Annotated in this window: 13 protein-coding genes; 6 read left to right on the top strand and 7 right to left on the bottom strand. The window is 65.3% G+C overall.

What is annotated here, in order from left to right:
* Positions 1 to 2 precede the first annotated feature (2 nt).
* Positions 3 to 1,214 (top strand): MFS transporter, encoded by a 1,212-nt coding sequence (locus JEY66_RS30740; protein WP_018270563.1) that lies wholly within the window; start codon positions 3 to 5, stop codon positions 1,212 to 1,214.
* Between the two features lie 118 nt (positions 1,215 to 1,332).
* Here JEY66_RS30740 and JEY66_RS30735 read toward each other — a convergent pair whose 3' ends face one another.
* The 6 genes from JEY66_RS30735 to hpaH all read right to left on the bottom strand — a co-directional run bounded on the left by JEY66_RS30735 (position 1,333) and on the right by hpaH (position 7,893).
* The gene (locus tag JEY66_RS30735) at positions 1,333 to 2,961 is read right to left on the bottom strand and encodes a thiamine pyrophosphate-dependent enzyme (RefSeq protein WP_018270564.1); all 1,629 of its coding nucleotides are present in this window, start codon (positions 2,959 to 2,961) and stop codon (positions 1,333 to 1,335) included.
* Positions 2,962 to 2,986: 25 nt separating this feature from the next.
* A complete protein-coding gene (locus tag JEY66_RS30730) occupies positions 2,987 to 3,859 on the bottom strand; it encodes a fumarylacetoacetate hydrolase family protein (protein ID WP_018270565.1) in 873 nt (290 codons plus the stop codon).
* Positions 3,860 to 4,036: 177 nt separating this feature from the next.
* Positions 4,037 to 5,020 carry a 3,4-dihydroxyphenylacetate 2,3-dioxygenase gene (hpaD, locus tag JEY66_RS30725; RefSeq protein WP_016841148.1) on the bottom strand — a complete coding sequence of 328 codons (984 nt, stop codon included), beginning with the start codon at positions 5,018 to 5,020 and terminating at the stop codon, positions 4,037 to 4,039.
* A gap of 109 nt (positions 5,021 to 5,129) precedes the next feature.
* Complete coding sequence (gene hpaE / locus JEY66_RS30720) at positions 5,130 to 6,674, bottom strand: 5-carboxymethyl-2-hydroxymuconate semialdehyde dehydrogenase (RefSeq protein WP_018270566.1); 1,545 nt, start codon at positions 6,672 to 6,674, stop codon at positions 5,130 to 5,132.
* Positions 6,667 to 7,065 (bottom strand): 5-carboxymethyl-2-hydroxymuconate Delta-isomerase, encoded by a 399-nt coding sequence (locus tag JEY66_RS30715; RefSeq protein WP_016841146.1) that lies wholly within the window; start codon positions 7,063 to 7,065, stop codon positions 6,667 to 6,669. Before JEY66_RS30715 ends, hpaE begins: the two co-directional genes overlap by 8 nt.
* Before the next feature lie 21 nt (positions 7,066 to 7,086).
* Positions 7,087 to 7,893: a 2-oxo-hept-4-ene-1,7-dioate hydratase gene (hpaH, locus tag JEY66_RS30710; protein WP_018270567.1), complete on the bottom strand. Its 807-nt coding sequence runs from the start codon at positions 7,891 to 7,893 to the stop codon at positions 7,087 to 7,089.
* Between the two features lie 110 nt (positions 7,894 to 8,003).
* On the opposite strand from hpaH, the gene hpaR reads away from it, so the two are divergent.
* Positions 8,004 to 8,537, top strand: coding sequence for a homoprotocatechuate degradation operon regulator HpaR (hpaR, locus tag JEY66_RS30705; RefSeq protein ID WP_016841144.1), 534 nt, complete (start codon positions 8,004 to 8,006; stop codon positions 8,535 to 8,537).
* Between the two features lie 26 nt (positions 8,538 to 8,563).
* On the opposite strand, the gene JEY66_RS30700 is transcribed toward hpaR, so the two are convergent.
* Positions 8,564 to 9,559, bottom strand: a complete 996-nt coding sequence (locus tag JEY66_RS30700; protein WP_018270568.1) for a GntR family transcriptional regulator — start codon at positions 9,557 to 9,559, stop codon at positions 8,564 to 8,566.
* Positions 9,560 to 9,850: 291 nt separating this feature from the next.
* Between JEY66_RS30700 and JEY66_RS30695 the strand changes: the two genes are divergently transcribed.
* From JEY66_RS30695 to JEY66_RS30680, 4 genes are all read left to right on the top strand, one after another.
* On the top strand, positions 9,851 to 10,996 hold the full coding sequence (locus tag JEY66_RS30695; RefSeq protein WP_018270569.1) for an ABC transporter substrate-binding protein: 1,146 nt from the start codon (positions 9,851 to 9,853) through the stop codon (positions 10,994 to 10,996).
* A gap of 75 nt (positions 10,997 to 11,071) precedes the next feature.
* A complete protein-coding gene (locus JEY66_RS30690) occupies positions 11,072 to 11,947 on the top strand; it encodes a branched-chain amino acid ABC transporter permease (protein ID WP_016841141.1) in 876 nt (291 codons plus the stop codon).
* Positions 11,944 to 13,716, top strand: a complete 1,773-nt coding sequence (locus JEY66_RS30685; protein ID WP_018270570.1) for a branched-chain amino acid ABC transporter ATP-binding protein/permease — start codon at positions 11,944 to 11,946, stop codon at positions 13,714 to 13,716. The genes JEY66_RS30690 and JEY66_RS30685 overlap by 4 nt, the downstream gene beginning before the upstream one ends.
* A complete protein-coding gene (locus JEY66_RS30680; RefSeq protein ID WP_026192494.1) occupies positions 13,716 to 14,444 on the top strand; it encodes an ABC transporter ATP-binding protein in 729 nt (242 codons plus the stop codon). Before JEY66_RS30685 ends, JEY66_RS30680 begins: the two co-directional genes overlap by 1 nt.
* The last annotated feature ends 30 nt before the right edge of the window (positions 14,445 to 14,474 follow it).

Genomic DNA, 14,474 nt, shown 5'->3' with positions numbered 1-14,474 from the left:
TCATGACCACCAAGGCCGACCGCGCCGTCAACCTCACCGGCGTCTATCTCGCCGTGCTGCAGCTCGTGTTCACGCTGGGCTGGACCACCTACCTGATCTATCTGCCGAAGCTGTGCGCCGATGTCGGCATCGCGCCGGCGACCGTGATCCTGATCCTGATGATGGATCAGGGCATCTTCACCGTCACCGACACGGCGATGGGCATGGCCGCCGACAGGATTTCGAGCCTGGTCGGCCGCCTTGGCTTGTTCGTCGGTATCCTTGCCGCGATCTCCTGCGCCGCCTTCATCGCGCTGCCTTACGTGGCCGGCACCGGGCCGGGAGCAAAGGTCTGGCTGATCGTGCTGATCGTGATCTGGGCCGTGACGTCGTCGGCCCTGCGTGCGCCGCCGCTCACGCTGCTCGGCAAGTATCGCGCGCAACCCTCGGTCCCGTTCCTCGCGGCGCTGGCGATGCTCGGTTATGGCATCGCGGGCGCGGTCTCGCCCTATCTTGGCGTCGTGCTGCGCAATCAGGATGCGCGGCTGCCGTTCGTGCTGTCGGGCGCCGTGCTGCTGCTGACCGCGCTGGCCTTCTCGGGGATCGAGCGCCGCATCGCGGCGGAGGCGCAGCCGGCGCGGCTTGTGCCCCCGGCCAAGCGGCTCGGGGCGGTGCCGATGTTCCTGATCGGATCGATGGTGCTGCTGTCGCTCGGCTACCAGCTGCACTTCAACATCAACAGCGCGCCGTTCTATTTGCGCTTTGCCAAAGCGGGCGATCTGCAATGGCTGATGCCGGTGTTCTGGATCGGCTTCAACATCGCGATGTTCCCGGCGAGCATTGTCGTCAAGCATCGCGGCGGCCTGGTCGTGATGGGCGCAGCGGGACTGCTTGGCGCGTTCGCGATCGTCGCCGCGGAGATCGCCGGAAGCCTCAATGGCCTGATCGTGGCGCAATTCATGGCGGGGGCCGCCTGGGGCTGCATGCTGATGAGCGCGGTGTCTGCTGCGCTCGCGATCGGGGAGACCGGCGCGGAAGGCAAGGTCACCGGCCTCGTCTTCTCGGCGCTGGCGCTTGCGACCTTTGCGCGGATGGCGGCAGTCGCGGGCGGCCTGCAGAAGATGCCGGACTATGCGCCGCTGGTGCACTGGGCGCCGGTCGCCTGCTGGTCGGTCGCCGGCGCCGGCCTGCTCGTGATCGCCGCGTCACGGCTGCAACGCGTGAAGCAGGCTTAGTCTTCACCGTCGTTCCGGGGCGCGCGCAGCGCGAACCGCAGATGCGCAGTTGCGCATCGGGGAACCTCGAGATTCCGGGTTCGATGCTGCGCGCGCCCCGGAATGACGAGCGTTTGGCTTAGTTATTCCGCGCCGGGTGGATGAACGCCCAAGGGCTGACTTCCGAATCCGTCGGGACTTCTACCGAAATCACGTAAGGCCCGCCGTCGGCCAGCGCCTTCTCCAGCACGGGGCGGAAGTGGTCGGGCGAGGTGACGCACGCGGCGCCGACGCCGAAGGATTCTGCAAGCTTCACGAAATCCGGATTCACCAGGTCGGAGGCGACGACGCGGCCATCGAAGCGCTCGCGCTGGTCGCGGCGGACATTGCCATAGGCGTTGTTGTTGAAGACGAGCGTCACCACGCCGATCTTGAACTGCACGGCGGTGGCGAGTTCCTGCACGCCGAACATGAAGCCGCCGTCGCCTGATATCGCGACCACCGGCTTGTTCGGGTTGGCGACCTTGGCGCCGAGCGCGGTCGGGAAGCCCGAGCCGAGCGTGCCCTGATAGCCCGAGGTGACGAAGGTTCGCGGCTCGTAGATCGGAAAGCCATACCAGGAGGCGAAACCGACCTGCGACAGCTCGTCGGTGACGATGGCGTTGGCCGGCAGCACCTCGCGCAGGATCTTCAGATAGGCCATCTGGGGCTGGATCCGCTGGATCTCCTGCTCGGTCGCGGCCGTTGCCTCGCGGATCGCGGTGCGGCGGCCGGAGGTCTTGCGGTAGCCCACCTTGCGCACAGCGGCGACGAGATCGGCGGTGCCGGCCCTGGCGTCCGCGATCACACCAGCATCAGCCGGCCAGCGCCGCAGCTCGACCGGATCGATGTCGATGCGGACGCATTTCAGTCCGGCCGGCTGGTAGGGCCAGCGCGACATGGTCGGCAGCTCGAGGCGCGTGCCAATGCCGATCATCAGATCGGTCTTCGGCCAGAGCTTGTAGGCCGAAGCCATGGTGAGCCCGAGTTCATGCGCGTTGGAGACGATGCCGCGGCCGCTGCGGAACGCGACGACCGGCGCGTCGATCATCTCGGCCAATTCAAGGATCTCCTCGCGCGCCTCGATGGCGCCGCTGCCGACGAAGATCATCGGCGCCTTGCTGCCGGCGATCAGGTCGGCGGCCGCCCTGATGCGGTCCGGATCGGGCTGCGGCGCCGGCAACGGATCGAACGGCTTGACGGCTGCGACCTGAGTGCGCTGGGTGAAGACATCCCACGGCATCTCCAGCGAAGCCGGGCCGCGCCGGCCCGACAGCATTTCCTGGAACGCGCGCGACACCAGCGCGGGCGCGTTGTCAGGATATTCGATCCGGTCGGCCCATTTCACGAAGGTGCGCAGCGTCGCGAGCTGGTCCGGCATCTCATGCAGATGGCCGCGGCCCTTGCCCAGAAACTGCGTCGGCACCTGGCCGGTCAGGCACAGCACCGGCTCGTTGCAGCCGAATGCGGTGAGCAGCGCCGCCGAGGCGTTGAGCACGCCGGGGCCGGGCACCACGCTGAACACGCCGGGCTTGCCGCTGGAGCGCGCATAGCCGAACGCCATGTAGCCGCAGGCCTGCTCATGCCGGGCGCCGATCACCTTGAGCTGGGCCTGGTGGAAGGCATCGAACAGGCCATAGATCTGCGCGCCGGGCAGGCCGAACACGGTGTCGACGCCGTGGGCGACGAGGCCGTTGACGATCGCTTCGCCGCCGGATGTTGAGGTCATGGCACTGTCCACTTTGCTTGCGAGGTTAGGTAGCTTCGTCGACGACGTTGTTGCGCAGGATGCCGACGCCTTCGGCCTCGACCTCGACGACATCGCTGGGCTTCAGGTAGCGCGGCGGATCGAATCGCGCACCTGCACCGGTCGGCGTCCCCGTGACGATGATGTCGCCTGGAACCAGCGTCGTGAAGGTCGAGATGTAGTTGATGAGGTAGCGGAAGCCGAAGATCAAGCGCGAGGTGCGGTCGTCCTGGCGGGTCTCGCCGTTCACCCGCGTGGTCAGGCGGATATCGGCGATCTGCGCTTCACCGGTGTAGGGCACGATCCACGGACCGAGGCTGCCGGTGGAATCGAAGTTCTTGCCCTGGGTGACGTTGAACTTGGCGTGGCGCACCCAGTCGCGGATGGTGCCTTCATTGCAGAGCGTGATCGCGGCGATGTGATCGAGCGCGGCGCTCTCCGCAATGTGCCGGCCGGCCTTGCCGATCACCAGCACCAGCTCGCCCTCATAGTCGAGCTGCGGCGAGATGCGCGGCCGCACCACCGGCGTGTTGTGGCCGACGAAGGAACGCGGCACCCGCAGGAACATGCTGGGGTATTTCGGCGCGTCCGAGCCGTCCTTGTATTCGGCATTGCGGTCCGGGTAGTTGACGCCGATGCAGATGATTTTTTCCGGCGCCGGGATCGGCGGCTGCCAGTCGACTGCGTCGAGCGCATGGTCGGGTGCGCGCCTGGCGGCGTCTTCCACGAGCCTGCTCAGCGCGCCGGCGGCGATCGCCTCGCGCAGCGTCGGATAGTCCTTGGCGAAGCGCGACGAGAGGTCGACGATGCCGGTGTCGGTGACGGCGCCGTAGCTGGTGGCGCCGTTGACGGAATAGGTGGCGAGGCGAGGGGCTGACATCGGAAATCCATTCATTGGTGTCGTCCCGGCCTAGTGCGCAGTTGCGCACGGGGACCGGGACCCATACGCCGCAGCCATCGGAATGGGTACGCGGCTAGACATTCTTTCGGCAACCCTATTCGGTGGTTGTGGGTCCCGGCCTTCGCCGGGACGACGTGGTGTTCGTTGCGTTCGTCTTCAATCCGCAACCAGCACGTCGGCGACGAACCGCGGCTCGCGCACCGCCTGGCCGGCGAAGGTCGAGCCTTCCTCGAACCAGGAGCGCGGCGCAGGCGCGCCCCACAGCGTCTGGCGGCGCGGATCGCGCAGCGACCAGCGCAGCGGCTCATGGTCGTGATCGCCGGTGAAATAGTCGCTGGTGTAAAGCTCGATCCGATGACCGTCGGGATCGCGGATGTAGAGGAAGAAGGCGTTGGAGATGCCGTGCCGGCCCGGGCCGCGCTCGATGTTCTTGAGGAAGCCGGAGGAGGCCATCACGTCGCAGAGATGCACGATGTTCATCGCGGTCGGCACCCAATAGGCGATGTGGTGCAGGCGCGGGCCACGGCCGTTGGTGATCGCGAAGTCGTGGACGTTGCCCTTGCGGTGCATCCAGGCGGCTGCGATGCGGCCGTTGTCGCCGTCCTCCTCGGCATATTCGGTGAGACGGAAGCCGAGCCGGGCGTAGAAGTCGACGGTGTCCTGCACCTCGGCGGCGAACACGTTGAAATGGTCGAGTCGCTGCGGATGACAGCCCTTGTAGAGATCGTAGCGCCGCAGCAGATGCGGGCGCTTCTCCATCGCGGCGTAGAGCTCGATCTGAAAGCCGAACGGATCGGTGAATTGCAGGGTGCGGCCCTGGAACGGCTGGTCGACGAAGGCATAGGCGATGCCGTTTTCGGAGAAGAAGGCAGCCGCCTTGTCGAGGTCGCCGTCATTGCCGACCTTGAAGCCGAGCCGGTTGCAGGCCGCCTTCGGTGCTTTGCGCAGCACCACCGAGTGATGCTGGTGCTCCTCGCTGGCGCGCAGATACACCGACTTGTCGTCGCGGTCCTCGATGTGGAGGCCGATGGTCTTCTCGTAGAAGGCGGCGCTCTTGTCGAGATCCGTGACGTCGAGCACGGCGTGACTGCAGCGGATGATGTTGAACGGCGGATCGAAAACGTGCGTCGGAACGGGCATCGGTGTTTCCTCAATTTGTGTCCGTCATTCCGGGATGGTCCGAAGGACCGGACCCGGAATCTCGAGGTTCCGGGTTCGCCGCTACGCGCCGCCCCGGAACGACGCGCAATCAAATTCCCAGTTTCTGAATCTTGTGCGTCCCGCGCGCGAGCGAGACGTGCTTGGTTTCCATGTAGAAGTCGAACGAATAGTCGCCGCCGTCGCGGCCGATGCCTGACGACTTCATGCCGCCGAACGGGGTCGGCAGATGGCGGACGTTTTCCGAGTTGAGCCAGATCATACCTGCTTCCAGCGCATCCGCCACGCGCAGCGCGCGGCCCATGTCGCCGGTCCAGACATAGCCGGTCAGGCCGTATTGCACGCCGTTGGCGATCTCGATGGCGTCAGCTTCGTCCTTGAACGGGATCACGGTCAGGAACGGGCCGAACACCTCCTCCTGCGCGACGCGCATTTTTGCGTTTGCGCCGGTCACCAGCGTCGGCTGCACATAGTGGCCGCCGCCGGGGCCGTCATGCGGCTTGCCGCCGACTGCGATCGTGGCGCCGTCGTTCTTGGCGACGTCGAAATAGCTGCAGACCTTGGCGAGATGCCGCTCATGGATCAACGGCCCGATCTCGGTGGCGGGATCGAGGGGGTGACCGACCTTGAGCGCCTTCACGCGTTGGGTCAGCTTCTCGATGAACTTCCCGGCGACGCTCTCCTGAACCAGCAGCCGGCTCGACGACGTGCAGCGCTCGCCATTGAGCGAGTAGATCATGAACACGACGGCGTCGAGCGCGCGGTCGAGATCGGCATCGTCGAACACGATCACCGGGTTCTTGCCGCCGAGCTCGAAATGCACCCGCTTTAAGGTCGGTGCGCCCTGCGCCATGATCGCCGAGCCAGTCGCGCTCTCGCCGACGAAGCCGATCGCCTTGATTGCGGGGTGTTCGGTCAACGCCTTGCCGGCCTCTTCGCCGAAGCCGTGCACGGTGTTGAGTACGCCGTCGGGGATGCCGGCCTGTTTTGCGAGTTTGACCAGCAGATCGGCGGTGACGGGCGACCATTCGGCCGGCTTGTGCACCACCGTGCAGCCGGCCGCGAGCGCCGGCGCGATCTTCCAGGTGGAGAGCATGAACGGTGTGTTCCACGGCGTGATCACGCCGACCGGCCCGATCGGCACGCGGGTCGAGATGTTCCAGTGCTCTTCCGAAGGCGTGTTGAGGCCGTCGCGGGCCTCGCCGCATTTGTCGGCGAAGAAGCGGAAATTCTCCGCCGCGCGGATCGCGGCCTTGGCCATGAAGCGGTGCGCCTGGCCGGTGTCGATGCATTCGAGCACGGCGATGTCGTCAGCGCGCGCCTCGATCGCATCGGCGACGCGATGCAGCAGCTTGCGGCGCTGCGCCGCCGGCATGTCGCGCCAGGCCTTGAAGGCCTTGGACGCAGCGGCCGCGGCACGGTCGATATCCTCGGCATTGCCGCGTGCGACCGTCGCCAGCACCGTGCCGTCGATCGGCGATTTCGTCTCAAAAGTCTGGCCGGAGGCCGCCGGCACGATCTTGCCGTCGATCACATGGCCGATCCCTTCGGCCTTCAGCTTTGAGAGCAGCGGGCCGGCGCGATCGCGGTTGGCCTGGAACACGTCGGCTGACGATTTCGCTGTCGCTTTATCCATTGACCGTCTCCACCTTCAGTGCATCGTGGATGTTGTTGCGCTTCCAGCTGGTTTCCTTGTCGTTGATCTGCATGTCGAACGACAACGCGAATTTGCTGTTGGCGAAGACCGGATCGAGATGGGCCGACAGCGCCTTGAAGATGTGCTCGCCGGCCTTCTTGCGGGTGGCGAGATCGCGGCCTTCGCCGAGCCGCAACACCATGTCGAGGAAGCCGTAATTCTCGCGGCCGTCGGCGATCGCATAGTGCTCGCATCTGACGGCGCGGACGCGGATGCCGCCGAGCGGGAAGATGCCGGTCTCAACCGCGGCCCTGCGGACCAGTTCGACCGCCGCGCCCATGTCGACGAGATCGTCGAGATTGGCGGAGTATTCAAGCGTGAAATGCGGCATGCAGCGCTCCTGCTGAAGGCGTCAGGCGAAGTGGCAGCTTACGGAACCGTACGGTCCGTAGTCAGCCTGGATGGTGTCGCCCTTGCGGGTCTCGATCGGACGGATGAAGGAGCCCGCCAGCACGACCTGGCCGGCCTCCAGCGCCAGTCCGTTCGGTGCGATCTTGTTGGCCAGCCACGCCACCGCGGTCGCCGGATGGTTCAACACGCCAGCGGCCAGGCCGGTTTCCTCGAGTTGGCCATTGCGGAAGCACAGCGCGCCGATCCAGCGCAGATCGGCATCCAGCGGACGGATCGGCCGGCCGCCAAGCACGATGCCGGCATTGGCGGCGTTATCGGCGATGGTGTCGAAGATCTTGCGCGTCGCCTTGGTCTCGGGATCGACGCGCTCGACCCTGGTATCCAGGATCTCCAGCGCCGGCACCACGAAGTCGGTGGCGTTGAGGACGTCGAACAGCGTGCAGTTCGGCCCGGCCAGGCGATGCTTCATCACGAAGGCGAGCTCGGCCTCGACGCGGGTTGCGATGAAGCGGTCGCTTGGCACCGGGCCGCCGTCGGCGAAGAACATGTCGTCGAGCAGGATTCCGGAATCGGGCTCGTCGATATTGAGCGCGCTCTGCATCGCCTTCGAGGTCAGGCCGATCTTGTGGCCCTTGACGACGCGGCCCTGCGCCACCTTCATCTCGACCCAGGCCTTCTGAATCGCGTAGGCGTCTTCGAGGGTGATGCGGGGGTATTCCAGCGAGAGCTGGCGGATTTGCTTGCGGGTCTTTTCCGCGCCGTCGAGCCGTTCGGCGGCAGCGCGGATATCGTCCTTGGAGAGGGCCATGCGTGCTACACAAAAGTGGATGTCGGGAGATGATTAACATGTTAAGTGAATTCCCGCAAACTGAATCGAGGCATGTTGCAACGCAAAATTTCGTTGCGCAGGATTAGGTAATGGCGCGCAAAAATTCGAGCGACATTCGGCCGGGGCAGGGCGACGACGCGGCGGCGCGACGGACCCCGATGCGCGAGTTCTCGCGCTCGCTGCCGATGTCGCTGCTCCGCGCGCGCGAGGCGGTGATGCGGCAATTCCGTCCGTCGCTGCGCAATCACGGGCTGACCGAGCAGCAATGGCGGATCCTGCGCGCGCTCACCGCGGTCGACGAGATCGAGGTCACCGAGCTCGCCCACATGGCGTTTCTGCTCGGTCCGAGCCTGTCGCGAATCCTTCGCGATCTCGAGGGCCGCGCGTTGATCGAGCGCAAGGCGGCGGAGAACGACGCGCGGCGCGCGGTGGTGTCGATCTCCGCCAAGGGGTTGAAGCTGATCGAGGCGGTGGCGCCGACGTCGGAGGCGATCTATGCCGAGATCACCCGGCGCTTCGGGGCGCGCAAGCTTGCCGAATTGCAGGAGATGCTGGGCGCACTGGAAGCCAGCCTGGCCGGAATGGGCTCGGCCGATGACGCCGAGGTCGAGGCTGACGAGTAGCTGCGATCATGCGCGGCATTCGCGGCTCAGGCCATGTAGGGTACGCGCGAAATCACGTTGATGGCGCGGAATTCGGCGATCCAGCCCGCAACCTTCGAGTGGGACCATTCGATGTGGCGGAGCAAGGTCGCCGCCGCGGCGTCGCCGTCCCGCGTGCGCAAAGCCTCGATGATCACCAGATGCTCGTCCATGAAGGAATCGATCTGCGGCGCGGTCAGGGCGACCTGGATGTGCTTGCCGATCACGAACGCGCAGTGGGTGCGCTTGAGGGCTTCGATCATCTCGCGATTGGCGCCGTAACCCAGGCAGCGGATATGGAGGTCGCCTTCGATCTCATCGAGTTCGCCGACGCCGACGCGGTCGCGGTGCCGGATCCCCTCGCGCAGCCGCTCCGCCATCCGGTCGAGCAGGGCGGCAGGAATTGTCGCCGTCGCGGATTTAAGGAGCAGCGGCTCGAGCGTTGCGCGCACCTCGAAGATGTCGCGGAGGCGGTCCTCGTCCAACGGCACCACGTACCAGTGCGCCTTGGCGCCCTTCTCGAGGATGCCGATCGCCTGCGCACGTAACAGCAGGTTGCGCGCCACCGTGCGCCCCACCCGGAAATGCCGCGCCAATGCGAGCTCGCTGACGCGGAAACGTCCGAACAGCGACCGGTAAATGATCTCACGTTCGAGCTTGTAGTAGAGAGTATCCCAGGCGTCGCTGCGCACGGCGTCGACGGGGCCGTCGGTCAGCCCAAACATTTCCGGCGTGATCGGAACGCGCCGAGGGTCGACCTTGCGCTTGCCGGCGATGACGCCGCGACCGTCGAACCGGCGCACCAGGCCGATATGCTCGAGCTGTTCGAAAGCCTGCCGCACCGGAGAGCGGCTGGAGCCGAACAAGGTCGCGATCGCCGATTCGGAAAGAACCGTGCCAGGTGGTACGTCACCGGCGCGGATGTGCTTTGCCAATGCGCTCTTAATCAGCGCGTAGGCCGGCTGCTTCCGTCTGGTCTGCGATTTCGCTCTTGGAATCGACATCGATGACTGCCCGCCGGTCACACTAACACGTGATCGCGCCGTGGTCGTTGGTAGCAGGCATTTACGCACCGCTGCCAACGAACTTTTGGCTATTGCGTGCAATGTGCAATCATGGTTAGCTACGTCAAACGCCAGATCGACGGTCGCCGTTGCACGTCTTGTGCGCTGCAGCGGTGCTCACGTTTGTTCGCCGCGCCATTCGATAGCTGCGGATAGGGCAACAGATCGACGCGCGTCAGCTCGTTTCAACGCAGCCGACATGCAAGTTCGGCGCACCACAGGGAGGATTGAATGAAACTGACGAGGCGTGAGTTTTCCGCCGGCTTGGCGGCAGGTCTCGCTGCTCCGGTGCTGATGCGCAGCGCTTGGGCGCAGGGTGCGACGATCAAGATCGGCATGTGCGTGCCGGTGACCGGGCCGGCGGCGGAGCAGGGGCTGTGGGCCCAGAACGGCGCCAAGCTGGCGCTCGCCGCGGTCAACAAGGCCGGCGGCGTGCTCGGCAAGCAGGTCGAGCTCGTCATCGAGGACGACCAGACCACCAATCCCGGCATCGTTCTGGCATTCTCCAAGCTCGCCGCGCAGTCCGACATCGTCGCCTTCCTCGGCTCGATCCGTTCGACCCAGGTGCAGGCGATGGCGCCCGACGTGATCAAGGTCGGCAAGCCGGTGATGATCGGCGGCACCAATCCCGATCTCACCCATTCCGGCAATCCCTGGCTGTTCCGCTTTCGTCCGAACGATAATTATTCCGGCCGCGTGATCGCCGACTTCGGCGTCAACACGCTCGGCAAGAAGAAGTGGGCGATTGTGCATTCCACCGACGCCTTCGGCACCGCAGGCGGCAAGGCGCTCACCGAAGCGCTGACCAAGCTCGGCGCGCCGCCGGTGCTCGACCAGGGCTATGCCAACCAGAGCCAGGACTTCACCCCGGTCGTGCTGGCCGTGAAGCAGTCCGGCGCTGACGTGCTCGGCACCTACTTCACCTTCGAGAACGATCTCGGCATCTTTGCCCGGCAGCTGCGCCAGCTCGGCGTCAACATTCCCTGGGTCGGCTCGCCCTCGGTGGTGGCGGTCTCCTCGACCAAGCTCGCCGGCCCCGCGCTGTTCAACACCTACGGCGTCGCCGACTTCGCCGAGGATTCAAGCGATGCCGCGAAGGCGTTCGGCAAGGCCTATCGCGATGCCTACAAGACCGCGCCCGACAACCAGAGCGCCTGGCCGTACGATGCGATCACCATCCTGTCGGCGGCGATCAACAAGGCAGGCTCGACCGATCCGAACAAGATCCGCGACGCCATCCTGGCGACGCAGAAATTCGCCGGCGCCGAGGGTGAATACAATTTCGACAAGAACGGCGACGGTCTGCACGGCTACAACGTCGTGAAGAACGACAAGGGCAAGATCGTCTACGACAAGCACATCGACTTCAACGATTGATCGCGGTTCGGCCTCTCCGGGGCATCTCGGAGAGGCCTTTCGTCCGCGGCACAATTCTCAGATCGAGCGCTCGTCATGGATCTCGTCCTCCAATTGCTCTTTACCGGCATCGGCATCGGCGCGGTCTACGCGCTGGTCGCGCTCGGTTTCGTGTTGATCTTCCGCGCCACCAACGTGGTGAACTTCGCGCAAGGCGAGTTCTCGATGGTCGCCGCCTATCTGATGGTGGTGTTCTCGGTCGATCTCGGCTGGCCTTACTGGCTGTCGTTCCTGATCGCGCTCGCCGGCATGGCGTTGTTCGGCGTCATCTTCAATCTCGGCGTCTATTATCCGCTGCGCAATCGCACCTATCTGCCCGTGATCATCGCCACCATCGGCGCCTCGATCCTGCTGTCGAACTCGGTGCTTGCGATCTATGGTCCGCAGCCGCAGGTGCTGCAGGGCTGGTTCGATACGCCCGGCATCCAGCTCGGCCCGGTCTATCTCGACAGCCAGTATCTTCTGATCATCGGTGTCACGATCCTCTTGGTGCTGTTCAATTTCTGGTTCTTCGAGAAGACGCTGCTCGGCAAGAAGCTGCAGGCGACCTCGCAGGACAAGGAGATGGCCTCGCTGCTCGGCATTTCCGTTTCCACCATGATCATGATCACCTTCATCTATTCGGCAGTGCTCGGCGGCCTTGCCGGCATCCTGGTGGCGCCGGTGCTGTTCGTCTCGATCCAGATGGGCTCGACGATTGCGCTGAAGGCGTTTGCCGCGACCATCATCGGCGGCTTCGGTGACGTCGCCGGCGCCATCGTCGGCGGCCTCGCGCTCGGCGTCATCGAGACGTTCGGCGCAGCCTATATTTCAGTGCCGTACAAGGACGGCTTTGCCTTCCTGGTGCTGATCGCTTTCCTGGTGTTTCGGCCGCAGGGCATCTTCGGCGAACGTGTCGCGGAGAAAGCATGAGCGCCACCGACAACATGATCCCCGCGCCGGCCGTGCGCTCGAAGCCGCTGATCATCCGTCATCTGCCGTATTTCATCGGCGCCGCGGTGCTGGTGGCGCTCGCCGCCGGCATGCGGTTCGACGGTTACATCCTCAACATCCTGCTGCAGGCCACGACCTTTTCGATCGCGGTGTTCGGGCTGTCGGTCGTGCTCGGCCTGTGCGGCCAGATCAACCTGGCGCAGGCCGCGTTCTTCGGCTTCGGCGCCTATGCGGTCGGGCTCGGCACCGCCGACCTGCATCTGAACTTCTGGCTCTGCCTGGCCGGCGCTTGCGCGATCACGCTGATCGCCGGTGCGTTTCTCGGCATGTCGACGCTGCGGCTGGGCGGACACTACCTTGCGATGGTGACGATCTCGTTCCAGCAGATCGTGACGCTGGTGATGATCAACGCCATCGGCGTGACCCACGGGCCGGATGGCGTCGCCAATATTCGCCGGCCGGAGCTGTTCCAGTCCTCGCAGAGCTATCTGGCCTTCTGCGTCGCGATGCTCGCGATCGTCGGTTACCTGGTCTGGCACTTGCCGGACACCAAGCTCGGTCGCGCCATGCGTGCGGTGCGCGACAACGAGCTTGCGGCCGGCGTCAACGGCATCGACGTGTTCCGCACCAAGATCTACGCCTTCGGGCTGTGCGCGTTGCTCGGCGGTCTCGCCGGTGGCCTGTTCGCCGGCGGCTTCGCCTATGTCAGCCCGGACCAGTTCTCGTTCGCGGAATCGATCGTGTTCCTGACCATGTCGCTGCTCGGCGGCGTGGCCTCGCCGATCGGCTCGGTGATCGGCACGGGCCTCCTGATCCTGATCCCGGAATGGCTGCGCTTCCTCAAGAGCGTGCCGGGACTTTATCTGGCGATCTACGGCCTGTTCGTGATTTTGATCATCCGCTTCATGCCCGACGGTATCTGGGGTTTTGTGTCGGACGCATTCACGCGTTGGCGTGCGCACACCAAGGCGCCGCCGGCCGCGGCGGCCTTGCAGCTCAAGCCGGCGACGTCAGGCGGCGATATCGTGCTCGAAGTGACCGGGCTCTCGAAGCATTTCGGCGGCCTCAAGGCGGTCGACGGCGTCGATATCGCGGTGAAGCGCGGCAGCGTGCATGCGCTGATCGGGCCCAACGGCTCCGGCAAGACCACGACGCTGAACGTCTTGTCCGGTCTCTACAAGGCGACCGCGGGCAAGATCGTGCTCGACGGCACCGACATCACCAACATGGCGCCGCATCAGCGCACGGCCGCCGGCCTCGGACGCACCTTCCAGAACATCCGCCTGTTCCGTTCGATGACCGCGCTGGAGAATGTCGAGATCGGCGCCGAGCGGCCCGGCAACACCATGATCGGGAAGGGCGAGGATGCGCTGACCGAGCGCGCCATGGAGGCGCTGACCTTCGTCGGCCTCGGCAGCCGCGCCAACGAAATGATCTCGAGCTTCTCCTACGGCCATCAGCGCCTGATCGAGATCGCGCGGGCGCTGGCGTCGAACCCGACGCTGCTGCTGCTCGACGAGCCGGCGGCCGGTCTCAACTCGACCGAGAAGCTCGATCTGCATGAGCTGCTGAAGCGCATCGCAGCCCAGGGCCTCACCATCCTGATCATCGATCACGACATGACGCTGGTCTCGGAAGCCGCCCAGCACATCACCGTGCTGAACTTCGGACGCCGCATCGCGGACGGCGAGTCCATGGCGGTGCTGCGCCATCCCGACGTCGTCTCCGCCTATCTCGGGAGCGAATGATGCCGCTGCTCGAAATCCGCAATCTCGTGGTCCGCTACGGCGAGATCGAGGCGCTGCGCGGCGTCACCATCGCCGTGGAGCAGGGGCAGGTGGTCACGCTGCTCGGCGCCAACGGCGCCGGCAAGTCGACCACGTTGCGCGCGATCTCAGGCCTCGCCAAGCCCGCCTCCGGCGACATTATGTTCGACGGCCATTCGATCGCGGGCCTCGGGCCGGAAGCGATCGTCCGGCTTGGCATCTCGCATGTGCCGGAAGGCCGCCGCGTGTTTCCGGGCCTCACCGTGAAAGAGAACATCATGCTCGGCGCGTCGAACCGGAAGGTGTCGGCGTCGCAGATCTCGCGCGAGGCCGACGCGATGTTCGACCTGTTTCCGGACATCCGCGCCTTTTCCAACGCGCTCGGTTGGACGCTGTCGGGCGGCCAGCTGCAGATGGTCGCGGTGGCGCGCGGCTTGATGGCCAAGCCGCGGCTGCTGCTGCTCGACGAACCGTCGCTCGGGCTGGCGCCTGTGATCGTGCAAGCGGTGTTCCGCATCATTTCGCAGATCAGGAAGGACACCACGGTCTTGCTCGTCGAGCAAAATGCGCGCATGGGACTCTCGGTCGCCGATCACGGCTTCGTCCTGGAAACGGGACGGATCGTGCTGGGCGGCAAGCCCGACGAATTGTGGGGCAATGAAGCCATCGCCGCGGCCTATCTCGGCGGTCATGCCAAGACCCACGCCTGACAACGTCCCGTGCTTTACTGAGCGAGCTGG

Origin of the sequence: Bradyrhizobium elkanii USDA 76 (assembly GCF_023278185.1) — a bacterium.
GTDB classification, from domain to species: Bacteria; Pseudomonadota; Alphaproteobacteria; order Rhizobiales; family Xanthobacteraceae; genus Bradyrhizobium; species Bradyrhizobium elkanii.
This window is presented reverse-complemented; position numbering and strand designations above follow the sequence as displayed.